Genomic DNA, 23,082 nt, shown 5'->3' on the forward strand with positions numbered 1-23,082 from the left:
GGCGGTGCCGGGAACCCCAGGACGCGTCGGAGGGGGTTCCTGATACGCGTCTGATCACCCGAGCGTGCGGCGCATGACGAGCCGCGGCAGCCGCGACGCGACGGCCTCGGTCCGGCCCACGACCGAGAACCCGACCCGCTCGAACATGGCGCGGGTGCCGACGAACGCCATGGTCGTGTCCATCCGGCCCGGCGGGTCGACCGGGTGGGCCTCGACCGCGGGGGCGCCGTGCTCGCCCGCGTAGGCGACCGCCCCCTCCAGCAGGGCCGTGCTGACCCCTTGCCGGCGGTACCCGCTGCGGACCACGACGCAGATGACCGACCACACGGGCACGTCGTCGACGGGGCGGATGAGCCGGCTGCCGACGAGGCGGGGGATCTCGGCCCTCGGGCTGATGCTGGCCCAGCCGACGGGCACGCCGTCGCGGTAGGTGACGACCCCGGGCGGGTGCTCCCGCTCGCAGAGCCGGCGCATCGCCTGCTCCCGGTCGCCACCGCCGAGCTCGGCGATCTGCGGCTGGCCGAGCCGGTGGGACAGGCACCAGCAGTGCGTCGCGCGCCGGTTCGGGTTGACCACGTCCGCGAAGTCCTCGAACCGGTCCGGTGTGACGGGGTGCGTCTGCCAGGTCATCGCAGGAGCCTGCCCGGGGGGTCCGACAGCGCGGTCGTCCGGCGGGAGGAGGTCGGTTGTCGGCCCCCGGTGGCACGATCCCGACGTGGCGGAGCAGGCGCAGGAGCTGGTGGTCCCCGACGTCGAGGCCTGGCGGGCGTGGCTCGCCGAGCACGTCCACGAGCAGACCGGGGTGTGGCTGGTGCTGGCCAAGAAGGGCACGACCACCCCGACGAGCCTGACCTACGCCCAGGCGCTGCAGGAGGCGCTGTGCCAGGGGTGGATCGACGGGCAGGCCAAGAGCATCGACGACGCCGTGTACCGGCAGCGGTTCACGCCGCGTCGGGCCCGCAGCCTGTGGTCCAGGCGCAACGTCGGGTACGTGGCCGACCTGGTCGCGGCCGGTCGGATGCAGCCCAACGGCCTGGCCGAGGTCGAGCGGGCCAAGGCCGACGGGCGGTGGGACGCGGCCTACGCCGGGCCGGCCAGCATCCAGGTGCCCGACGACCTGGCCGCGGCGCTCGCGGCCGAGCCCGCCGCCCAGGCGCTGTTCGACTCCCTGGACGCGCAGAACCGGTACGCGGTGCTGTTCCGGGTCACCACGGCCGCCAAGCCGGAGACCCGCGCCCGGCGGATCGAGCAGGACGTCGCGAGGCTCGCGCGGGGCGAGACGGCCTACCCGCGCAAGGGGGCCGGGCCAGGGTCAGGGGGCTGAGGCGGGCCGCCGTCGCCGGGCCGGAGGCCGCCGGGTCGACCGAGCGTCCAAGTCGGTCGAGCGTCCAAGTCGGTCGAGCGTCCAAGTCGGTCGAGCGTCCAAGTCGGTCGACCGTCCGAGTCGGTCGACCGTTCGGGTCGGTCGACCGTCCGATCCGGGGAGACGTCGGCGTCAGTAGTCGGTGCCCACGGTGTTGCTCGGCTGCTCCCCGCGGGCGAGCATCTGCAGCTGCTCCCGGGCGACCGCCCAGGCGCGCTCGTCCGAGCCGACGGTGTGCCCACCCACGTGCGGGGTCAGCAGCAGGCCCGGTGCGTCCCACAGGGGGTGGTCGGCCGGCAGCGGTTCCGGGTCGGTGACGTCCAGCCCCGCGACGAGGCGGCCCTGCTGCAGCTCGGCAAGCAGGGCGTCGGTGTCGACGACCGGGCCGCGGGCGGCGTTGACCAGGGCGGCGCCGTCCTTCATCCGGGCCAGGAACGCGGCGTCCACCAGCCCCCGGGTCGCCTCGGTGAGCGGCACGACCAGCACCACGGCGTCCGCGGTGGGCAGCAGGTCGGGCAGGTCGTCGATCCCGTGGACGCCGTCCCGAGCGGTGCGCGCGACCAGCGTCACCGTGCAGCCGAACCCGTCCAGGCGGCGCCGGGTCTGCTCGCCCAGGTCGCCCGCACCGACGACGACCACGTGCGCGTCCTGCAGCCCCGGCGAGCCGACCTCGGACCAGTCGTGGCGGTCCTGCTGGCGGACGAAGCCCGGGATGCCGCGGCGCAACGCCAGCAGCACCGTGACGGCCCACTCGGCGGTCGAACCGCCGTGGGCGCCGCGACCGTTGACCAACGACACGCCCTCGGGCACCCGGCCCAGCCACGCCTCGACCCCGGCCGACAGCGTCTGCACCACCTCGACGCCCTCGACGGCCTCGACCACGTCGAGCACGCCCCCGGTCGATGCGCCCGCGGCGACGACGGCGCGGGCCTGCCCGGGCCAGCTGCTCCGGTCGGACGCGTCGACCAGGACGGGTTCCAGCCCGTCGACCCCGGACAACTCGTCCAGGCCCCGCCGGGTGAAGACGATGACGGTGTCAGCCATGACGAGGACGCTAGGCCCCGCTGGTCAGCCGGGCACGCCGCGGTCCGGCCCGCCCACCTCAGCGGTCGGGGAGCTGGGCGAGCAACCGGGTCAGGTAGTCGCGTCTCACGGCGAGGACCTCGGGGTCCGCAGGCTCGCTCAGCAGCATGCCGCGGGCCGACCACTCGTCGGCCCGTTCGAGGATGTCGAGGTAGTCAGCGAGGACGGCGAGGGCGCGGTCGTCCACCGCGAGGGTGAGGTCGAAGGTCCCGGCGCCGGCCTGGACGGCGGACAGCACCTGGTTGCGGACCTGCTGGCGGCCGTCGGCGAACGACGCGAGCACCACCCGGGCCCGTTCCGCCAGGCCTCCCACGTCGCCGGCCGGACCGCGGTGCAGGTCGTCGCCGGCCATGGCGCACAGGGTGAGCTCGCGGAAGACGTCGTCGTTGTGCGTCTTCACGGCGAGCATCGTGCTGGTCGGCAGGCCACGGACGACGAGCGGTGCGCGGTCGTCACGCTGCAGCGGGGTGGGCCCGTCGTTCGACCACCGGTCCAGCAGCTCGCCGACGGTGACGTCCGTGTCCGCCTGGTCGGCCGGATGGGCCGGGACGACCGCCCAGACCACCTTGCCGCCGGGACGGGCGTCGGCGCCCCAGTCGGTGGCCACCGCCCCGACCATCAGCAGGCCCCGACCGGACATGGCCGCTGCGTCCGTGAGCCCGGATGAGGGCAGCACGGCCGAGCCGTCGGCCACGGCCACGCACACACCGGACCGGTCGACGCGCAGCGTGGCGGTCATCGGGGTGTTGGCGTGGAACACCGCGTTCTGGACGAGCTCGGTGAGGACCAGCTCGACCGTGTCGGTGGCGTCCCGGCCGACGGAGGCCGCGAGCGCTTCGCTGGCCCATCGGCGTGCCGTCCCGGCGGCACCGGGTTCGGGCAGCAGGTCGAGCGAGACGTCCAGCACGATGCCTCCTTCCCGACCCGGTCCAGCACGGCGCCCGCACACCGTAGTCGCGGTGCGGTCGGCGCGCGCCGGATCGCCCGTTCCCGCCGGCCCGGCCCCGCCCGGGCGTCGGCCGGTCAGCCGAGGTCTCGCGCGCCGAGCGCGGGAGTCGAGCCCCGCGAGGCTGGACCGCCGCTCACACCGCGGCGGCGAGCGCCGTCAGCAGCCGGTCGACGTCCTGGTCGTCGGTGTACGGTGCGACGCCGATCCGCAGGCCGCCGTCGTCGCCCAGACCGAGCCAGCGGCTGGCCTCGAGGGCGTAGAAGTGACCGGCCGGGGCGTTCACGCCGGCCGCGGCCAGCGCGTGCATCAGGTCGGCGGCGGGCCGGTCCGACGACGTGCACAGCAGGGTGGGGGTGCGGCTGACCGCGCGGGACCGGACGGTGAGCCCCAGGTCGGCCAGCCCTCCCTCGATCCGCTCCCGCAGGCGGTCCTCGTGCTGCTCGACCACGGTCATCGACGCCACGAGGCGGGCGCGGCGGTCGAGGTCGGCGGCGGCAGGTGCGAGCCCGGCGATCAGGTCGACGGCCGCGGTCGTCCCGGCGATCAGCTCGTAGGGCAGCGTGCCCAGCTCGAAGCGCTCCGGCACGTCGTCGGAGCTGGGGGCGAGCTTGTCGGGACGCAGCTGCTCCAGCAGGTCCGCGCGACCGGCCAGCACACCCAGGTGGGGGCCCATGAACTTGTACGGCGAGCACGTGAACGTGTCGGCCCCGAGGGCCCCGACGTCGACGGGGGAGTGCGCGACCAGGTGGACGCCGTCCACGTGGACCAGCGCACCGACCGCGTGGGCGGTGGCGGCGACGGCAGGCAGGTCGGGCCGGGTGCCGACCAGGTTGGACGCGCCGGTCACCGCGACCAGGCGGGTGCGCTCGGTGACGAGAGCGGCGACCTCGTCGGCGTGCAGCTCACCGGTGGCGGGGTCGAACGGGGCCCACCGGACGGTGGCGCCGACGGCCTCCGCGGCCAGCACCCAGGGCCGGATGTTGGCGTCGTGGTCGAGCCGGGTGACGACGACCTCGTCACCGGGGCCCCAGCTGCGGGCCAGCGTCCGGGCGAGCTGGAACGTCAGCTCGGTGGCGCTGCGACCGAACACCACCGTCGACGGGGCCACGCCCAGCAGGTCGGCGACGGCGGCGCGCCCCGCGCGGGTGAGGTCGTCGGCGTTGCGGGCGGCCGTCGTGACGGTGCCCCGGTTGGCCAGCGGTGCGAGCAGGGCGTCCCGGATGGCGTCGGCGACCACGTCGGGGGTCTGCGTGCCACCCGGTCCGTCGAAGAACGCCGTGCCGTCCGTCAGCTGTGGGAAGTGCCGGCGCAGCGCGGCGACGTCGAGGGTGTGGGTGGTCGGCTCCGGGGTGCTCACGCCACTGATCCTGCCCGAGCGTGGAGGGGCGGGGCCGGTCCCGCGCGGGCACCCTCGATCTTGACCGGTTGTTCGACTCGATCGCGTGTACGAGATGCGGCACGTGCGCCGTGGGCGGCCTGCCGCCACCGCAGCAACCGTCGGTCTGCGTCCTCGACGGCGCATCGTCGCGTTCTCGGACGGTCGTTCGAGTCGGACGGATGTCCATGATGCGGTCGACACTCCCGGCGACGGCCCGGCGACGGCCCGGTGGGGGACCCACGGCGGGCACCCGCCGGGCCCGACCGCTCGCAGTCATGACCGCGGTGATGACCCTTGACGAGGCCCTGACCGCCGACCTACGTTGACGTCGGCCCACGATGTAAAACGTTATCGAACCGGTGGAACCCCTGGTCGTCGCCGACGACGGGCGGGGACCGGTGCGGGGTCCACGTGCGGTGCGGGAAGCGATGAGCACGGGGTCGTGACTCCCTGCCCGCCAGGTCACCTAAGTCGATCAGGACGCGGAAGGGATGACGATGTCTCGTCACACGCTGGAGCACGGAGCCCCACCATCGACAGCACCGCTCGCAGGTCAGCCCCGCCTGAGGCGGTGGGTGGGCGCCGGCCTGGCGGCCGCCGTCGCAGTGGTCGGCCTGGGCGCACCCGCCTACAGCACCACCGTCGAGGAGACCTTCGACGTCGACATCACCGTCACCGGGAGCGGGTCCGTCTCGGGTGAGGGCAGCTACGAGGCCGGCGACACGGTCAGCCTGACGGCGACGCCCGCGGCCGGCCAGGTGTGGGGCGGCTGGACGTCGACCGAGCTCGACTGGATCGGCGCCCGGGTCGGCTCGTTCACGATGCCCGAGGGCGACGTCGTCCTCGACACCACGTTCCGGCCGCAGATGGCCTCGCTGAAGGACGCCTACAGCGACTACTTCGACGTGGGCAACATCTACTCCGGCAACGCCACCTACGCGGCCGGCTCGCCGAACTCCAGCACGGTCGCCCGGCACTACAACATCATGACGGCCGAGAACAACATGAAGCCGGACCAGCTGCTGCCCAACAACAACATCAACCCCACGACGGGCGAGTTCCGGTTCACCTTCGGCAACGCCGACAGCTTCGTGAACCAGACCCTGGCCCGCGGCATGAAGGTGCACGGGCACGTGCTGGTCTGGCACAGCCAGTCCCCGCCGCGGCTCAACACCGGCGCGACCGGCGGCACCCGTGACCTGGCCGAGGCCAACATGGAGCGCTACGTCGAGTCCGTGCTGGACCACTTCAGCGGCCGCATCACGTCGTGGGACGTCGTCAACGAGGCGTTCGTCGACGAGATCTCCGAGTTCGACCCCGCGACCGAGGACTGGCGCGACTACCTGCGCGGCGGTCCGCGGGGTGGTCAGTCCAACTGGTACTCCGCCTACGCCAACGGCACGGACGCCGCGGCCGGGGAGAGCCCGGGCGACTTCATCTACGACGCCTTCGTCCTGGCCCGGGAGCACGGCCCGGAGGCGAAGCTCGAGTACAACGACTTCAACGTGTTCCAGTCCGAGGGCAAGGCGCAGGCCATCATCACCATGGCCACCGAGCTCAACGAGCGGTACGCCGCGGAGCACCCGGACGACCCCCGGCAGCTCGTCGAGTCGCTCGGCATGCAGTCGCACAACTACATCAACCAGACCCCGGCGTTCGCCTGCTCGGACACGACCCGGCTGCCCGAGCTGGTCGACGACGACGCCGAGGAGTGGCAGCCCGGCGCGTGCTCGGACGTCGCGTCGGTCGAGCGGTCCATCCAGCTGATCGTCGAGGCGGGGTTCACCGCCAACATCAGCGAGCTCGACCTGCAGGTCTGGGAGGCCTACAACGGCCAGCCCGAGGGCGACAGCCGGGCCAGCTACCGCGACCTGACCGACCCGTCGGTCAAGGACCGGATCTCGCGCGAGCCGTTCACCTACTGGGTCGGAAAGATCGACAACCGCGCCGAGCTCGAGGCCATCCAGGCGCAGCGGTTCGCCGAGTACTTCGCCGTGTACAAGAAGTACAGCCAGGACATCGACCGGGTGACGTTCTGGGGTCTGACCGACCAGCTGAGCTGGCGGTCCACCCACAACCCGCTGATCTTCAACAGCGACTTCTCGGAGAAGCTCGGCGCGGCGGCCACGGCCGACCCGGAGGGCTGGCTCGGTCTGGCGCAGCCGGTGACCGACACGTCGACCCTCGGAGAGACCATCGACTCGGTCGACGCGCTGAACCTGCGCGGCTACGCCTACACCGGCCGCAGCATCGCCGCGGTGCGGGTGGCCCTGGGCCAGGCGGAGCGGATCATGGCCCGCGGTGGCACCCAGGCCGACGTCAACGCGGCCAACGCCGCCCTGCTCGACGCCATCGCGGCGCTCGCGCCCCGGTAGCCCGTCACCACCGAGGTCCCCGCCGGGACAGGAGCATGCACGCTCCTCCTCCCGGCGGGGACCTCGTGCGTGACTGGTCAGCGGGCGACCTGGGACGCGGTGCGAGTCGCCTGCACGGACCTGGCTAACGCCCTGCTCGACCGGCGTCGCCTCGGGCGAGCCTCGGCCATGAGCGTCGCCGGCGTTCCTGGTGCGGATGCGCGCGACGGTCGATCGGCTCGCGGACGCCCGCGGGAACGGGGTCCGACGCGGCGACCGCGATGATGGTCGTCGTGCTCACCCATGTGCTGCTCGACCTCGACGGCACCCTCGTCGACTCCGCCCCCGGGATCCTCGGCTCGCTGCGTCGCGCCATCGAGGAGGTCGGGCTCGACGTGCCGGACGCCGCCGTCGGGACGCACCTGCTCGGCCCGCCGCTGTACCGCTCGCTGCCCGCGATCGTCGGCGACGCCGGCACCGCGGCGGTGCTTCCGGTGTACCGCCGGATCTACGGCGACGGCGGCTACGCCGACGGCACGCCCTACGAGGGCATCGCGGAGCTGCTGCACGCCCTGTCCGCCGCGGGCGTGACCATGACGGTGGCGACCAGCAAGGCCGAACCGTTCGCCCGCAGCATCCTCACCCAGCACGGCTGGACCGAGCTGTTCACCGAGATCGTGGGCGACACGATGACGGGGGAGCGACCCACGAAGGCGTCGGTCGTCGGAGAGGCGCTACGGCGGCTCGGCCACCCCACGGGCGCGGACCTGCCGGTCATGGTCGGGGACCGGGTGCACGACGTCGAAGGCTCCGCCGAGCACGGCCTGCGCTGCCTCGGCGTGGGCTGGGGCTACGCCGAGCCCGGCGAGCTGGAGGCCGCCGGGGTCGAGCGGGTCCTCTCGTCCCCGGAGGAGCTGCGGGTGGCCCTGCTGGGGTGAGGTGAGCAGGCAGACGCTCCGTGTGCCGGGTACACGAAGTCACCGCAGCAGCAGCCACCCACCCAGCGCGGCGCCGGCGACGGTCAGCCCGAGGAGCAGCAGCAGCCACAGCAGGCGCGGTACGCCCGTGACGCGCGCGAGCTGGGCGGGGTCGGAGCGGGTGTCGCGCCGGGACGGGGTGCCGAACAGCTCGAGCACCGTGCGGGGCGCGGTGAGCAGCAGCGTCCACACCAGCAGGACGGCGACCCAGCCCAGGACGGTCGGCGGCAGGACCCAGCTCGCAGTGGCGACACCTGCGCCCAGCACGAGCAGGACCAGGAGCCCGTACACGTTGCGGACGGCGAGCACGAGGACGGCGGTGCCCAGCACGAGTGCCCACAGCAGCCCCGCGGCTCGGCCGTTCGCCACCACGGCGGCCCCTGCGACCCCCAGGAGCGTCGGGGCGGGGTAGCCCGCCAGCAGGGTCGCGACCATGCCCGGCCCGCGCGGCCGGCCTCGGGACAGGGTGAGCCCGGAGGCGTCCGCGTGCAGGCGGATGCCGCTCACGCGGCGCCCCACGCACACCGCGACGACGGCGTGCCCGGCCTCGTGCACCACGGTCACCGCCTGCCGCAGCAGCGGCACCTGCGCCAGGACGAGCGCGACCACGCCGAGCAGCAGGACGGGCACCGGTCCGGGGCGGGGCGCCGTGGCCGTGGCCGCGGTCCAGATCTCGAGCAGGGCGTCGGTCACGGGGGCCAGAGTGTCGGATCGTGGGCTGTGGACCGCGAGTGGTACTGGCGCCCCGCCCTCCTAGCCTGGCCCCCGTGAGCCACTCACCGGACGAGGAGCAGCGACGCAGGGCCGCGCTGGAGTGGAACCGCACGATCGATCGGGCTGATCCGGACCAGATCCTGGCCATGATGGGGGACGGGCGGTTGGCCGAGGGGTTCGCCGCGATCGCGGCCCGGCCGCGTCACCCGCGTCGTGACGTGCCCGTCCGGTACCTGGTCCGGGTCGGGATGCCGCTGCTGGCGCGGCCGGTGGTCCGAGTCCTCGACCTGCCGTCGGACATGTTCCTGGACGAGGTCAGCGACGTCGTCCAGGCCGCGTTCGGCTGGCACGGTTACCACCTGCACCGGTTCGCGATCGGCGACCCTTTCGCCGAGGACGCAGAGGCGTACCTGTGCCCGTTCGAGGTCGACGACGGTGAGCCCGGGGTGGACGCCCGTGGGGTGCGCCTGGACGAGCTGCTGGGCGAGCCCGGCGAGGCGTGCACCTACGCCTACGACTACGGCGACGGCTGGGAGGTGCACCTGCGCCTGCGGGACGTCCGGCCCGCGGAGCCCGGTGAGGCCCGGGTGCGATGCCTCGGCGGTGAGGGGGCGTCGCCGCCGGAGGACTGCGGGGGAGCCGATGGCTACGAGGAGCTGGTTGTTGAGCGCGCCACCTACGACGGCCGACCGTTCGACCCCGACGCCTTCGACCCGGACGAGACCACCCGCGACATCCTGATGGCGCTGCGGTTCCGGCAGGGCTCGCGCCCGAGCGTGCGGCTCGAGCGCTACCAGTGGTTGCTGGAGCGGGTGAGCAGCCACGGGTTGGAGCTGACCGCCGCCGGTCACCTGCGACCGGCCGACGTGCGAGCCGCGTTCGAGGCCTGGGGGTTGGGCGAGGAGTGGATCGGCGCCGGCAACCGCGAGGCGTGGACCCTTCCGGTGCTGGAGGTCCGGACCGGGGCGATGTCGCTGAAGCTCCTGCGTCGGTACAAGGGACGGCTGCTGCTCACCCGTCTGGGCGCGCAGGCGCGCCGGGACCCGGAGGTGCTGCGGGCGCAGCTGGACCGGCTCGTCGACTGACGGCTCAGGTGATGACCGACGTCCGGCTCGGGCGGAACGCGCGGTCGAGCACCGGCGGTCCGGAGCGGGTGCGGCACGTGAGACGCGGTCAGGGTCCGAGCAGGGCCAGCGGCACGACGGCGATGCCGTCGGGGCGGCGGTAGGCCGTCGGACCGGTGGTGAGCACCACGGCTCCGAGCAGGCCGTCACCCAGCGAACGCCGCAGCCACGTCAGGTGCCGGACGTCTCGGTCGGTGACGGTGGCAGCCAGCTTGACCTCGATCGCCAGCACTCGGCCGTCGTCGCGGACGACGAGGAGGTCGACCTCGTGGTCTCCGTCGCGGGTGCGCAGGTGGGCCGTTGTCGCCTCTGCGGCCTGGGCGGCGACGCGGATGCTGAGGGTGGCCAGCGACTCGAACAGGTGACCCAGCAGCGTGCCGTCGCGTACGCCCAGCACGTCCCCGTCGCCGGACAGCAGCGTGGTCTCGCTGGCTCCGAGCAAGCGAGCTGCCAGCGCGGGATCAGCCAGGTGGTGCTTGGGTGCCTGCTGCAGCCGCGTGAACGGGTTGGTCGTCGGTGCCCACCCGGGGACCGGATCCAGCAGCCAGAGCTGCGTCAGGACGTCCCGGTAGGCGATGCCGGTGGTCTTGGCCGGCTTGTCGGACTCACCGGGGGTGGCGGCGTCCAGGATGCGCGCGTAGGCGGTCGACGTCGACGTGGCTGCGGCGTAGGCGCGCAGCCACCCCAGGAGCACCGAGGTCTTGCGGACGGCGAGACCGTTCTCGGGCACGTCTCGGTCGACGACACCCTGCAGGTAGCCGTCCAGCTGGGCCCGGCGGGCGCGGGGGGCCAGACCACGGATGCCAGGCAGCCCGGAGCGGAGGATCTCGTCGACATAGTCCGGCAGGGTCACGGTGGTCTCGCCGCCGACGGCGGTCCCGGGGTGCTGCAGCAGCTCGCCCAGGCTGACGGTCGGCGTCTCGAGCTGGCGTTCGGCGAGCGTCATCGGCCGCATCCGCAACCGAACGATCCGGCCGGCACCGGAGTGGGCCGTGGCCCCCGGACGCGGACTCGCACTCCCGGTCAGCAGGAACTGCCCAGGAGTGGGGTCGGCGTCCACCTGGCGACGCACGACGTCCCATACCTCTGGCACCAGCTGCCACTCGTCGACCAGGACGGGGGGAACTGCGCGGAGAACAGCCTCCGGGTCGGCCTGGACGACGCTCCGCCGGGCGCGAGAGTCCAGCTTGAACAGGCTGGCCGCACGGCGTTCCGCGGTCTCGGTCTTGCCGACTCCCTTGGGTCCGTCGAGCGCGATGGCGGCGAGCTCGGGGAGGAGCTCGTCCAGCTGCCGGTCGACGGTGCGCGGTAGGTACCCCACCGGCCGAACGATACCTTTAGCGGGACGCGAAGGCTACCTTCAGCGGGATATGGGCACTACCGTGAGCGCCGACTCGTGCCGTCTGCCGCTTGCTCGCGTAGGTGCCCAGGCTCGTCGCGATCCGGATGTGCGGTCACACTCGCCCGACTGGTGGACTGACCCGGTCGAACTGGTCGGGTCGTGGCCCGGCTCAGCCTGTCGCGCTGCCCGCGCTCGCGCCGACGCCGACCAGGAGCACGAACCCCCAGAACAGCAGCCATCCCAGGACGGGCAGGTAGCCCATGACCAGGCCGGCGATGGCCTGGCCGCGCCCGAAGCCGTCCTTGGCCTTCTGCCCCGTGAGCGCGATGTGCCCGGTGATGATCGCGGCGATCGACACCACTCCGAAGCTCAGCAGCCCCAGGATGCCCAGGACGAGGGACGCGACAGCCAGGCCGTCGGTGCTGGACTGCACGTACTGCACGGGTGCTTGTCCGGAGTACTGCACGGGGTGCTGAGCGGGGTGGCCGTACGGGTAGCTAGGGGACGGGGACCTGCTCACCGGGTGGCCGCTACCAGTCGTCGGACAGGTCTCCGTCGCTGGTGTGGTCCCCGAAGTCGTCGGTCCCCTCCCACGCCGCGTCGTCCGACCCCGACCAGCGGTACGACGTGTCGAGCTCGTCGGACTGCTGACGGGCGGCCTCCAGCTCGTCCCTCGCCTCGGCCCGCTCGGTCAGTCGACCCGCCACGTACCCGTCCATGAACGTCCCGTCGGGGTCGTTCATGTCGGTGGCTCGACGCAGCACCTCGGCACCCATCAACCCCGTGCCCGCACCGACGGCGGTCCGGGCGACCGGCGCGGCACCCGGAGGCGTCTGCCCGGCCCCTGCCCCAGGTCGTGGAGCAGGCGGCGCCGGGTCACGGCCGAGCCACCAGAAGAACGCCAGCGCTGCGACCAGACCGAGCCCGAACCACTCCATCCCACGACGGTAGGGAGAGCCCCGGACACAGGTACGGGCGTCGGGCCAGGGTCACCCGTCGGCGGCGGACGGCGGTAGGCGCCGGGGGCACGGTCACGACCACCACGCCCGGTCGGCCCTCGCCGGGCCTACGCTCGGCTCGTGCCGGCCGGTGGGAACGTCGCGACGCGGGGGACGGGTGCGCGTCCGGCGGAACGGCTGGGGCTCGGCCTGGCCGCGGCGGGTCGTCCCGCGTACATCACGACCGGACGCAGCGACGACCTGGGCCGGGACCGCTCGGTGGAGGCCCTGCGAACCCGCAGCTGGCAGGTGCTCGACGCGGCCCACGCCGCCGGGGTGCGCTACCTCGACGCCGCCCGGTCCTACGGTCGAGCGGAGGAGTTTCTGGCCGGCTGGCTCGCGGCGCACCCCGAGGTCGACGACGTGGTGGTGGCGTCCAAGTGGGGCTACCGCTACGTGGGTGGGTGGCGGCTGGACGCCGACGTGCACGAGGTGAAGGACCACTCGGCGGCAGCGTTCCTGGAGCAGCACAGGCAGAGCGTGACGCTGCTCGGCGACCGGCTCGCGGTCTACCAGGTGCACTCGCTCACCCCGGACAGCCCGGCCTGGACCGACACCGCCCTGCACGCCCACCTCGCGCGCCTACGCGACGCGGGGACCCGGGTGGGCTTCTCCACCTCGGGACCGCAGCAGGCTGACTCCGTCCGTCGTGCCCTCGACCTGGTGGTCGGGGCCGAGCCGTTGTTCGCGGTGGTGCAGTCGACGTGGAACGTCATCGAGCCCGCGGTGGGACCGGCGCTGGCCGAGGCCGCCGACGCGGGGCTGTCCGTGGTGGTCAAGGAGGCCGTGGCCAACGGCCGGCTCGTGCCCGGCAACGACGACCCTGCGGTGGCGGTGCGCACGGCCGCCCGCCTGGCGGGGGAGCGGGGGGTCACGCTCGACTAGGTCGCGCTCGCCGCGGCCCTGGCCCAGCCGTGGGCGGGCCACGTCCTGTCCGGCGCCGTCACGACCGAGCAGGTCCGCAGCAACGTCGCCGCCGGTGACCTGTCGCTGACGGACGCCGAGGTCGACGAGCTGCTGGCCGAGCCCGAGGACCCGGCGGCCTACTGGTCCGCTCGTTCCGCGCGGGCGTGGTCCTGAGCGGACGCACTAGCGGAGCAGGTCCTCCGGGCTGATGACTGTGGAACACCTGCATCGATGCAACCTGCGCGGATGCATGTTCGTCTCGGTGCCGCCCGGGGCTGGTGAGGTCCATAGGCTTGGCCCATGAGCGGGGCGGAGGAGCCGACGGACGAGCTTGCGGGACGACGTCAGGCTAGGGCGGTGGGGAAGTTCGGTCGCGCCGACCTCGCCCAGGTGCTGGCCATGGTGCAGGCCGGCCGCCCGGTGGAGGACGTCATGGCAGGTGTCGCCCAGAGCGCCGAGGTGGGCGCCCCGCCAGAGCGACACGAGCGCCGCGATGTCGCGGTGCGCTACCGGGTCCGCCTGGAGCTGACCGACGTGTCCCGTCCGGTCACCAGGACGGTCGAGCTGCCCTCGGACGTGTTCCTGGACGAGGTGAGCGACGTCGTGCAGGCCGCTTACGGCTGGCTCGGCTACCACCTGCACCGCTTCGCCACAGGTGACCCGTTCGCGCCGGGCGCCGAGGTCTACCTGTGCCCGTTCGAGGTCGACGACGGCGAGGACGGCCTGGACGCGCGCGACGTGCGGCTCGACGAGCTGCTCGCCTCGCCCGGTGACACGTGCCGGTACGCCTACGACTACGGCGACGGGTGGGAGGTGGAGCTACGTCTGCTGGACGTGGTGGCCGCGGACGCCGACGGTCCGCGGGTGCGGTGCACGACGGGTGAGGGTGCGCCGCCCCCGGAGGACAGCGGCGGCCCCGGTGGCTACGACGACCTGGTCGCCGAGCGGATGACGCCCGACGGTCTCCCGTTCGACCCGGACGCCTTCGACCCCCAGCAGGTCACGCGCAGCATGAGCTCCGAGCTGGGGTTCCGGCGCGGGCGGCGTCGCGGAGTACGGCAGGAGCGGTACCAGTGGCTGCTGGACCGGGTCTCCGGCGGGGGTCTCTCGCTCACGGACGCCGGGTACCTGCGGCCCGTGGACGTGCGCGCCGCGTTCGACGACTGGGGTCTCGACGACGAGTGGATCGGCACCGGCAACCGCGAGGTGCACACGGTGCCGGTGCGGGAGGTGCGCGAGGGGGCGTTGGCCCTGCGGCTGGTCCGGCGCTACAAGGGTCGGCTGCTGCTGACGCGGCTGGGCGCGCAGGCCCGGCGAGACCCGGAGGTGCTGCGGGCGCAGCTGGGGCGGCTGGTTGACTGATCGGGGCGCCGGTGGAGCCGACGAGCCCTGCCGACAAGGGGGCGGAACCCCACCGACAGTGAGAAAGTTGTCAGGTCGGAAGTGAGCCCTGCGCCGCCGCCACCGCCCTCGTCAGCGCCGCTTCGATCCGCGACCCCATCTTGCTGAATCCGAGCTCGGCCATCACCGCGCGAAGGAGTTGCTCATGCGTCCGGAGCAGGCCGTCGGCCCGGACCCAGCGCACCATGGCGACCAGCTCGGCGTCGGAGTACCCGGTGATGGGCCGACCCGGCGTCACCGGCGCCGGTCCGCGCGTGGTCGACGGGATCGGTGGGGCCGCAGGGGGAGCGGGTCGCTCGACCGGCGCGGCCCGTGCGCCGTTGTCGGCCGCGGCGACGGCGGCGCGGTAGGCGCTCATAGCCCGGGCGGTCTCGGCCGCCGGGTCTCGGAACCAGTCGGTCGACCAGATGCGGTGGAACGTCCATCCGAGCCGCTCCAGGTGCTCCTGCCGCAGCCGGTCGCGGTCCCGGGCCGTGGCCGAGGAGTGGTACGCCGCGCCGTCGGCCTCGATGGCCAGCAGCATCCGGCCGGGCTGTTCCGGGTGCGCCGCCGCGAAGTCGATCCGGTAGCCGCTGACCCCGTACTGCGCGGTGAGCGGGATGCCGGCGGCCTCGAGCCGGTCCCGGACGTCGATCTCGAACGGGTTCAGCCGGGCCGGGACTCCTGTGCGCGACCCCAGGTCGCTCCCGCCGCTGGCCATGTAGGCGACGAACTGCCCCAGCAGCCGCGCACCCTGTGACTGCAGCTTGGCCGGGTCCAGGTCGTGCTGGGTGAACGAGGTGATCAGCGTCATGCGTCGCTTGGACCGGGTGACGGCGACGTTGAGCCGCCGCTCACCGCCTTCGTTGTTGATCGGTCCGAACCGGTACTGCATCCGCCCGTCGGCGCCCTTGCCGTAGCCGACCGACAGGACGACGCTGTCGCGCTCGTCGCCCTGGACGCGCTCCAGGTTCTTGACGAAGAACGGCTCGTCGCGGCCCTCGTCGAAGAACGCGTCCAGGTCGCGGCGGTCGGCCAGCGCGGCACGGACGGCCGCCTCGATGCGGTCCGCGTGCGTGATGCCCATGGCGATGACGCCGAGCGACTCCTGGGGCCGCTGTTCGGCGTGCTCCAGCACGAGGCGGACGACCTCGTCGATCTCGGCGGAGCTCGAGCCCCCGGTCACGGGCCGGTCGGGGTCGAACGGGACGGCGACGTGCGTCAGGACGTCGCCGACGAGGGCGCCGGGGAAGGTGGTGAGCGAGGAGTCGTAGATGTGGCTGTTGCTGAACGCGATGAGCCGCTCGTCCTGGCTGCGGTAGTGCCAGGTGAGTGACCGGTTGAGCAGGGCCGCGGACAACGCGTCGAGCACCGACTCGAACCCATCGGTCAGGCTCACCGGGAGCGGGCCCCCGTCGACAGGTTCGGGCGAGGGCTCGGTGTCCTCGTCGTCCTGGGTGCTGGCGAAGAACGCGGTCGGCGGCAGCTGCCGCTCGTCCCCGGCGACCACCACGCGCTTGCCGCGGAGGATGGACGGCACCGCGTCGGCGGGCGGGACCTGGCTGGCCTCGTCGAACACGACCACGTCGAACAGGGGCAGCAGGGGGAGCACCTGGCTGACCACGAGCGGCGACATCGCCCAGCACGGCTTGGTCGCCAGCAGCACATCCGGCGCCTGGGTCAGCAGGTCGCGCATGCCCAGGTGCTTCCGCTTGAGCCCGGCCTGCTTGCGGATGAGGGCCGCCTGCTCCGGGTGGGCGTCCAGCGCCCCGTACAGCCCCTCGGCGCACAACCGGCGGACCCGGTCCGCGGTGCTGCCGATGTGGTGGTGGTCGTTGTCGCGGAAGTCCGCCGCGGCGCGGTCCAGCGTCCTGCCGTTGGTGGCGCCGTAGGCGTGGTCGGTGGCTGCCACCTCGTCCAGGACGGACCGCAGCCACACCCACTGCACCGTCCGTTCGGCGTCGGCCGCGCTGCTGCCGTCGGCCTGGCACTGCGCCACCGCCGGCCACAGGCCCGCCCGGCGGATCTCAGCCTGCAGCTCGTTGAGGCGCGGCATCTTGAACAGGACGTCCTGGTCGTCCTGCATCCGCGTCAGTCGACTGCCGAGCTGGTCCGCCGGGAGCGTGTCCATCGGAGTGGTCTGGCGGACGTGCGCGCCCAGCGCTCGCAGGCTGGAGCTGAATCGCGTGAACGACTCGCGGGTGGTCGACAGGGCCGCGGGCAGCCGAGGGTGACCGTCGTCGATCCGGGCCTGCATCCACCGGTCGCGTACGTCCGCGACCTCGAGCAGGGTCGCGTGCATGGACCGGACGTCCCGGGGCTCGGTCAGCCACAGACCGCCGGCCTCCTTGCGTCGGCGTCGCCGGGCCCACCACCACTCGCGGACACCGTGCGCGCGTCGGTAGGCCCGGTCGCCGGTCGCGCCGAGCAGCACGGGCGGGTCGGCGCCGAACACCTCCGGTCGCACGGTCGCCAACAGCGCGGACACCCGGTCGAGCAGGTCGAGCAGGTGCTGCCACTGCGCCACCGACGTGGGTGGCTGCAACCCGCACTCGGCGACGACGTCGTCCAGGCCGGTCCTCACCTCGGGCAGCTCGGTGTGGGCCAGCCCGCGCGTGAGCCCGATGGCCTCTTGCGCCTGCTCGGCGGTGCGGACCGGGGAGTCGAACCAGGGGCTGTCCCGTACGGCGGGGTCGATGCCGCCCAGGTCGACGAGCTCGGCCACCTGACGGCCCAGCTGGACGATGCGGTCCTCGGACAGGTCCCGGAGCCTCGTGCGGTCGATCCGGGCCGTGCCGGCATGCCGCGGCCCCAGGCCGATGAGTCGCTGCTGCAGCTCGAAGGCGCTGAGCCCCCACGGCTCGCGGGGCGCGTGCATGGCCGCGCCGTGGGCCAGCAACCGCTCGCGGTTGGCGACGAGGTCGGTGTGCGTTCGGCCCAGGACGACGGGCGGGGTCCGGGCGGCCCGGTCCAGCGTGGCGGCCAGGGACTGCGCGATGGCGCGGCGGCTGCCGGCCCCGTCGTGCAGGTCCATCACCCACTCGCTCAGGTCGACCGCCTCGAGCCGGCCCAGGACGGCGTCGATGGCGGCCCGCTTCTCGGCGACGAACAGCACCCGCTGGCCGCGGGCGATGAGGGTGGACACCAGGTTGGTGATGGTCTGGCTCTTGCCGGTGCCGGGCGGGCCCTTGACGACCAGGTTCTGCCCGGCGACGACGGCGTTGACGACGTAGGACTGCGAGGAGTCCGCGTCGGCGACGATGAACTCGTCCTGCGGCGGGGTGCGGTCGGGGTCGCCAGCGTCGACTCCTTCGACCTGGCCGCGGATCGCCCGTTGCGCCTCGGCGTCCCCGGCTAGGGCGGCGACGATGTCGTGTTCGGCCAGCAGCTCCGCGCCGTGGATCAGGTCGTTGACCATGGGGAGCTTGGCGTAGGTGAACGTCCCGATCACGGTCCGGTCGGTGACGCTCAGACCGGGCACGCCGCTGGCGGCCGCCTCGAACGCCTGGAGGCCCGCGGCGACACCCGTCGCTGCGACCGCGTCGAGCACGGTGTCGGCGTCGACGGTGGTGGCGTGCGTCTGCTGCAGGGTGTGCAGCAGGACCGGGTTGACCTCGTGGACCTCGGACACGGTGACGTCGAAGTCGTCCGCGGCGCCTGAGCGTGGGTGCAGCTGGACCGCGCGCAGCAGGACGGGGGCCGCGGGAGCCGACTGGAGGGCCGTGGCGGTGGGCTCGGTCCAGGTGGCCATGCCGAGGGCCAGGTAGCCGGCGGTGATGCCGCGCTCCTCGTGGAGCTCCTTGACCTTCTTGTGGATGGTCTGGGTCCGCTTGAGCGCGTCGGCCATCGCGATGGGGTCAGGGAACAGGTGCGACAGGCGGACGGTGCGCCCGGCCAGCAGGCCCGTGACGGCGGCGTCCGAGGCGGTGCCGAGGTCGAGCGTGCCGCGGCGCAGATCCTTGTAGTAGAGCAACGTGTTGCGTCGGCCGGTGTCGATCAGGCTCTTCTGCCACTGCGTGACGGCGGCGTCGACGAGCGATCGACGGTGGGGCGAGGTCATGACGGTCCTGTCCGCTGCGGGGCTGACTGGTCACTTTAGGCAACACCGCGGACACAGGTGCTGTAGTCGGCCACATGCGTTCCCGGGCAGGGCCGGGCCGCCCGAATCCACTCGTGGTTCGGGCGTTTCGGCCCCGGCGCCGGTCCCGGGCGCCGTAAGGTCCGTGCTGCGGCCCGACTGGCTTCCGTCGTCCTCCGGGACGGCACAGGACATGCCCCCACCCGCACGATTATTCGTGCTGTCCTGGGGGTTGTCCGTTGGCGCTCTACCGCCAGTCTGCTTCGGTTGTGGCCGCAGCGGACCCCGACTCGATCGTCGAGCGGCTCATGGAGCAGATGCTCTACACGGCTGGGTATCGCCCTGGAATGAGTGAGCAGCGGTCGTGGCGCGCGAGCCTGCCGGTGCTGGCGCAGGACCTGATGCAGGCCGGTCTGCCGGAGGTGGAGCTGCTGATCGAGTACCAGCTGCCCCTCACGTCGCGTCGCGCGGACGTCGTGCTCGCGGGGTCGCACCCGAAGACAGGGCAGGCCTCTTACGTGGTCGTCGAGCTGAAGCAGTGGACGGCAGCCAACGCGTTCGAAGGCGACGACAACTTGGTCGAGGTGCCCGGAGCGCCCGGACCCGCTCGCACCCACCCCGTCCGGCAGGTCGCGGGGTACGTCGACTACCTCACCGACTACCTGACTGTCCTGGCCGACCAGCCGGATGCCCTCGTCGGGGTCGCCTACCTGCACAACGCCACCGACCCGCTCAAGGTGGCCGACCTGCACCGCACGCCGGGCTCCTCGCGCGGTCGACTGTTCACCGGTGCCGACCGTGGGGCGTTCCACGAGTTTCTCCGCAGCCGTCTGGCGGCCGGCACGCGGGGTGGGGCCCACGGTGACCGCTTCCTGAGTTCCACGGTGGCCCCCAGCAAGCAGCTGCTCAAGGTGGCGGCCGACGAGGTACGCGACCGTGAGCAGTTCCGCCTGATCGGTGACCAGCAGCTGGCCGTGGACCACGTGCTGCACGCGGTCGAAGAGTCCCGGCGCGCCAACCACAAGAGGGTGGTCGTGGTCAGTGGCGGGCCGGGCAGTGGCAAGAGCGTCATCGCGCTGTCGCTGTTGGGCGAGCTGTCGCGCGGCGACCGCACGGTCCTCCACGCCACGGGGTCGCGCTCATTCACGCAGACGCTGCGCAAGGTGGCCGGCCGTCGGGCGCCCCGGGTGCAGTCGATGTTCAAGTACTTCAACCAGTTCATGGACGCCGGCGCCAATGAGCTCGACGTCCTCATCCTCGACGAGGCCCATCGCATCCGGGAGAGCTCGGTCAACCGGTACACACCCGCGGCCCAGCGGACAGGAAGGCCGCAGATCGACGAGCTGCTCGACGCGGCTCGCGTGCCCGTCTTCCTGCTCGACCAGCACCAGGTCGTGCGCCCCGGCGAGATGGGCTCCCGTGAGGTCCTTGACTCGTTCGCCGAGAAGCGTGGCCTCGACGTCGTCCACATCACCCTCGACGACCAGTTCCGCTGCGGCGGGAGCCGCGAGTACGTCACCTGGGTCCAGCAGCTGCTTGGCCTGAGTGATGGGGCACCGCAACCCTGGGCGGGCGACGAGCGGTTCGAGGTGATCGTCGCCGACGCTCCCGAGGAGATGGAGCAGATCCTGCGGACGCGCATGGACGAGGGTTACTCGGCACGCATGTCGGCCGGGTACTGCTGGCCGTGGAGCGATCCGACGCCGGCCGGGACCCTGGTGCCCGACGTACGGATCGACGGCTGGTCACGACCGTGGAACGTGAAGGGCGACCGTCGGGTCGGCGACGCGCCGCCGTCGGCGCTGTGGGCGACCGAGGACGGCGGGTTCGAGCAGGTCGGGTGCATCTACACCGCCCAGGGCTTCGAGTACGACTGGAGCGGTGTGATCGTCGGCCCGGACCTGCTGTGGCGCGACGGGAGGTTCGTCAGCGACCGCGCCGCCAACCGGGACCCGGAGTTCCGCAACCGCAACAGGGTCAGCGACGCCGGCTTCGACCGGTTGGTGCGGAACACGTACAAGGTGTTGCTGACGCGGGGGATGCAGGGGACGGTGCTGTACTCGACGGACGCACGCACCCGTGCAGCCTTGAGACGGCTCGTGGCGGGGCCCGTGGACTGAGTCTGGCCATAGGCATCCTTCCTGACCAGGTGCGTGACAAGCTGCCGCTGTGGCCGACGACGCTCTCCCGACCGGCATCTACGAGAGCCTCCTCACCCGGGACCTGCTGGCTCGGCTCTCCGACCTCCGCGCCATCACCGCAGACGTCCCCGAGGGGCAGCAGGCCTCGGCGCTGGGCGACCACGTCGGCCGCCGGGTCACCAAGGCTCTCGCGGCGCTGCCCCCTGCTGAGCGTGTCGCTCTGGTCAACGCCTTGCTCACGGGCCTAGACGGCGAGCGAGACGACATAGAACCCGGCCCCCAGCAGCTCATGTCCGTCGCCCGCCAGGAGCAGCCCGGCGTCTGGACCCTCGTCGACACCAGGCCCGCGGTCCCCCTGTCCCGTCCGGCGCTGCTCACCAACTCGCACACCGACCCCAAGCTCGGCGCCGAGCTGCGTGCCGAGCTCGCCACCGCCGACCGCGTCGACCTGCTGTGTGCGTTCGTCAAGTGGTACGGCCTGCGCGTCCTGGAGGACCAGCTGAAGGACCTGAAGCAGCGCCAGGTGCCGCTGCGGGTCCTGACCACGACCTACATGGGCGCCACCGACCGCACCGCCCTCGACCGGCTCGTCCGGGACTTCGGCGCCGAGGTCAAGGTCAACTACGAGACCCAGTCGACCCGCCTCCACGCCAAGGCATGGCTGTTTCGTCGCCACAGCGGCTACGACACCGCCTACGTCGGCTCGTCCAACCTGAGCCGCGCGGCTCTGCTCGACGGCCTGGAGTGGAACGTCAAGCTCGCCGGCTCCCACACGCCCGAGCTCACCGGCAAGTTCGAGGCCACCTTCGACACCTACTGGGCCGACCCGGCGTTCGTGACCTACGACCCCGATCAGGACCGCAACCGGCTCGACCAGGCGCTCGCCATCGCCGGGGGACTGCAGGAGCGCGGCACCGTCACCCGAACCATCAGCGGGCTCGAGGTGAGGCCTTTCCCGCACCAAGAGGCGATCCTCGACCGGCTCCAGGTCGAGCGCGAGACCCACGGCCACCACCGCAACCTGGTCGTGGCCGCCACCGGCACGGGCAAGACCGTCATCGCGGCCCTGGACTACGCCCGGATGCCGGGTCGGCCGTCGCTGCTGTTCGTCGCGCACCGCAAGGAGATCCTCGAGCAGTCCCTGCGCACCTACCGCGAGGTCCTCGCCGACGGCGCGTTCGGCGAGCTCTACGTCGGCGGTGACAAGCCCGACCGGTGGCGGCACGTCTTCGCCAGCGTGCAGAGCCTGTCCGCCGCGGGACTACAGCGCCTGGCCGCCGACCAGTTCGACGTCGTGGTCATCGACGAGTTCCACCACGCCGAGGCCGCGACCTACCGACGCCTGCTCGAGCACCTGCAGCCCAAGGAGCTGCTCGGGCTGACTGCCACCCCCGAGCGCTCCGACGGCCTCGACGTCCGGTCGTTCTTCGACGGCCGAACCGCAGCCGAGCTCCGGCTGTGGGACGCGCTGGAGAACGACTTGCTGTGCCCGTTCCACTACTTCGGCATCAGCGACGCGACCGACCTGTCCCGCCTGGACTGGCGCGCGGGGGAGTACAGCACCAGCGACCTCGAGAACCTGTACACGGCTGACGACGCCCGGGTCCGCATCGTGCTCAAGGAGCTGCGCGACAAGGTCCTCGACCCCGCCCGCATGCGCGCCCTCGGGTTCTGCGTCTCGGTGAAGCACGCGGAGTTCATGGCCGACCGGTTCAGCGCGGCCGGCATCCCCGCGCGGGCCGTCTCGGGAGCCACGTCGCGCGACGACCGGGCCGATGCGCTGCAGGCCCTGCGCGACCGGACCGTCAACGTGCTGTTCGCCGTCGACCTGTTCAACGAGGGTCTCGACGTCCCGGACGTCGACACCCTGCTCCTGCTGCGCCCGACCCAGAGCGCGACGATCTTCCTGCAGCAGCTCGGTCGTGGCCTGCGGCGCACTGCCGACAAGCCGGTCCTCACCGTGCTGGACTTCATCGGCCAGCAGAGCCGCCAGTTCCGGTTCGACCTCAAGTACCGCGCCCTCACTGGGGCCAGCCGGTCGGGGCTCGAGCGCCAGCTGGAGACCGGGTTCGGGCTGCTGCCGTCGGGCTGCGAACTGGTGCTGGACGCGGTCGCGCGTGAAGTCGTGTTGGACAACGTGCGTCGTCAGCTCAAGCTCAGCCGCAAGGAGCTGCTGCACGAGGTGCGTAGCCACGGCGACCTGCCCCTGGCGGACTGGCTGCAGGAGGCCGGCCGCGAGCTGGCCGACGTGTTCCGTGCCGGTTCCTGGACAGGGCTTCGCCGGCAGGCCGGCCT

17 protein-coding genes are annotated in these 23,082 nt (G+C 72.8%); 8 read left to right on the forward strand and 9 right to left on the reverse strand.

Annotated features, from left to right (window positions below):
- Nucleotides 1-54: 54 nt before the first annotated feature.
- Complete coding sequence (locus ACR80Q_RS02905; protein ID WP_435376064.1) at nt 55-630, reverse strand: GNAT family N-acetyltransferase; 576 nt, start codon at nt 628-630, stop codon at nt 55-57.
- Between the two features lie 85 nt (nt 631-715).
- Here ACR80Q_RS02905 and ACR80Q_RS02910 point away from each other — a divergent pair, with 85 nt between their 5' ends.
- Nucleotides 716-1,324, forward strand: a complete 609-nt coding sequence (locus ACR80Q_RS02910; protein WP_435376065.1) for a YdeI/OmpD-associated family protein — start codon at nt 716-718, stop codon at nt 1,322-1,324.
- A 171-nt stretch (nt 1,325-1,495) separates the two neighbouring features.
- Here ACR80Q_RS02910 and ACR80Q_RS02915 read toward each other — a convergent pair whose 3' ends face one another.
- The 3 genes from ACR80Q_RS02915 to ACR80Q_RS02925 form a co-directional block, all read right to left on the reverse strand.
- Nucleotides 1,496-2,407 carry a 2-hydroxyacid dehydrogenase gene (locus ACR80Q_RS02915; RefSeq protein ID WP_435376067.1) on the reverse strand — a complete coding sequence of 304 codons (912 nt, stop codon included), beginning with the start codon at nt 2,405-2,407 and terminating at the stop codon, nt 1,496-1,498.
- Between the two features lie 58 nt (nt 2,408-2,465).
- Nucleotides 2,466-3,353 carry an ATP-binding protein gene (locus tag ACR80Q_RS02920; RefSeq protein WP_435376068.1) on the reverse strand — a complete coding sequence of 296 codons (888 nt, stop codon included), beginning with the start codon at nt 3,351-3,353 and terminating at the stop codon, nt 2,466-2,468.
- Between the two features lie 175 nt (nt 3,354-3,528).
- Nucleotides 3,529-4,752: a cysteine desulfurase-like protein gene (locus ACR80Q_RS02925; RefSeq protein WP_435376069.1), complete on the reverse strand. Its 1,224-nt coding sequence runs from the start codon at nt 4,750-4,752 to the stop codon at nt 3,529-3,531.
- 596 nt (nt 4,753-5,348) lie between these two features.
- On the opposite strand from ACR80Q_RS02925, the gene ACR80Q_RS02930 reads away from it, so the two are divergent.
- Nucleotides 5,349-7,148 carry an endo-1,4-beta-xylanase gene (locus ACR80Q_RS02930; protein WP_435376070.1) on the forward strand — a complete coding sequence of 600 codons (1,800 nt, stop codon included), beginning with the start codon at nt 5,349-5,351 and terminating at the stop codon, nt 7,146-7,148.
- Between the two features lie 272 nt (nt 7,149-7,420).
- Nucleotides 7,421-8,065, forward strand: a complete 645-nt coding sequence (locus tag ACR80Q_RS02935; protein WP_435376071.1) for an HAD hydrolase-like protein — start codon at nt 7,421-7,423, stop codon at nt 8,063-8,065.
- A gap of 39 nt (nt 8,066-8,104) precedes the next feature.
- Here the strand turns inward: ACR80Q_RS02935 and ACR80Q_RS02940 are convergent, their stop codons facing one another.
- Nucleotides 8,105-8,797: a M50 family metallopeptidase gene (locus ACR80Q_RS02940; protein WP_435376072.1), complete on the reverse strand. Its 693-nt coding sequence runs from the start codon at nt 8,795-8,797 to the stop codon at nt 8,105-8,107.
- Between the two features lie 74 nt (nt 8,798-8,871).
- Between ACR80Q_RS02940 and ACR80Q_RS02945 the strand changes: the two genes are divergently transcribed.
- Nucleotides 8,872-9,903: a plasmid pRiA4b ORF-3 family protein gene (locus ACR80Q_RS02945; protein ID WP_435376073.1), complete on the forward strand. Its 1,032-nt coding sequence runs from the start codon at nt 8,872-8,874 to the stop codon at nt 9,901-9,903.
- Between the two features lie 88 nt (nt 9,904-9,991).
- On the opposite strand, the gene ACR80Q_RS02950 is transcribed toward ACR80Q_RS02945, so the two are convergent.
- From ACR80Q_RS02950 to ACR80Q_RS02960, 3 genes are all read right to left on the reverse strand, one after another.
- Nucleotides 9,992-11,263, reverse strand: a complete 1,272-nt coding sequence (locus ACR80Q_RS02950) for an ATP-binding protein (RefSeq protein ID WP_435376074.1) — start codon at nt 11,261-11,263, stop codon at nt 9,992-9,994.
- A gap of 190 nt (nt 11,264-11,453) precedes the next feature.
- Complete coding sequence (locus tag ACR80Q_RS02955) at nt 11,454-11,804, reverse strand: DUF4190 domain-containing protein (RefSeq protein ID WP_435376075.1); 351 nt, start codon at nt 11,802-11,804, stop codon at nt 11,454-11,456.
- 10 nt (nt 11,805-11,814) lie between these two features.
- Entirely contained in the window at nt 11,815-12,222 is a 408-nt protein-coding gene (locus tag ACR80Q_RS02960; RefSeq protein ID WP_435376076.1) for a hypothetical protein, read from the reverse strand.
- Nucleotides 12,223-12,363: 141 nt separating this feature from the next.
- Here ACR80Q_RS02960 and ACR80Q_RS02965 point away from each other — a divergent pair, with 141 nt between their 5' ends.
- Together ACR80Q_RS02965 and ACR80Q_RS02970 are read left to right on the forward strand one after the other, a co-directional pair.
- Nucleotides 12,364-13,167, forward strand: a complete 804-nt coding sequence (locus tag ACR80Q_RS02965) for an aldo/keto reductase (protein WP_435376077.1) — start codon at nt 12,364-12,366, stop codon at nt 13,165-13,167.
- 378 nt (nt 13,168-13,545) lie between these two features.
- Nucleotides 13,546-14,550, forward strand: coding sequence for a plasmid pRiA4b ORF-3 family protein (locus ACR80Q_RS02970; protein WP_435376078.1), 1,005 nt, complete (start codon nt 13,546-13,548; stop codon nt 14,548-14,550).
- A 70-nt stretch (nt 14,551-14,620) separates the two neighbouring features.
- Here the strand turns inward: ACR80Q_RS02970 and ACR80Q_RS02975 are convergent, their stop codons facing one another.
- Nucleotides 14,621-18,628, reverse strand: coding sequence for a PDDEXK-like endonuclease domain-containing protein (locus ACR80Q_RS02975; RefSeq protein ID WP_435376079.1), 4,008 nt, complete (start codon nt 18,626-18,628; stop codon nt 14,621-14,623).
- Between the two features lie 365 nt (nt 18,629-18,993).
- On the opposite strand from ACR80Q_RS02975, the gene ACR80Q_RS02980 reads away from it, so the two are divergent.
- Both ACR80Q_RS02980 and ACR80Q_RS02985 read left to right on the forward strand, forming a co-directional pair.
- Nucleotides 18,994-20,766 carry a DNA/RNA helicase domain-containing protein gene (locus ACR80Q_RS02980; protein ID WP_435376080.1) on the forward strand — a complete coding sequence of 591 codons (1,773 nt, stop codon included), beginning with the start codon at nt 18,994-18,996 and terminating at the stop codon, nt 20,764-20,766.
- Between the two features lie 49 nt (nt 20,767-20,815).
- Nucleotides 20,816-23,082: DEAD/DEAH box helicase (locus tag ACR80Q_RS02985; RefSeq protein ID WP_435376081.1), on the forward strand; the 2,267-nt coding region annotated here is incomplete at its 3' end.

The sequence above is a fragment of the Aquipuribacter aurantiacus genome (genome assembly GCF_051216895.1).
Lineage (GTDB): Bacteria > Actinomycetota > Actinomycetes > Actinomycetales > JBBAYJ01 > Aquipuribacter.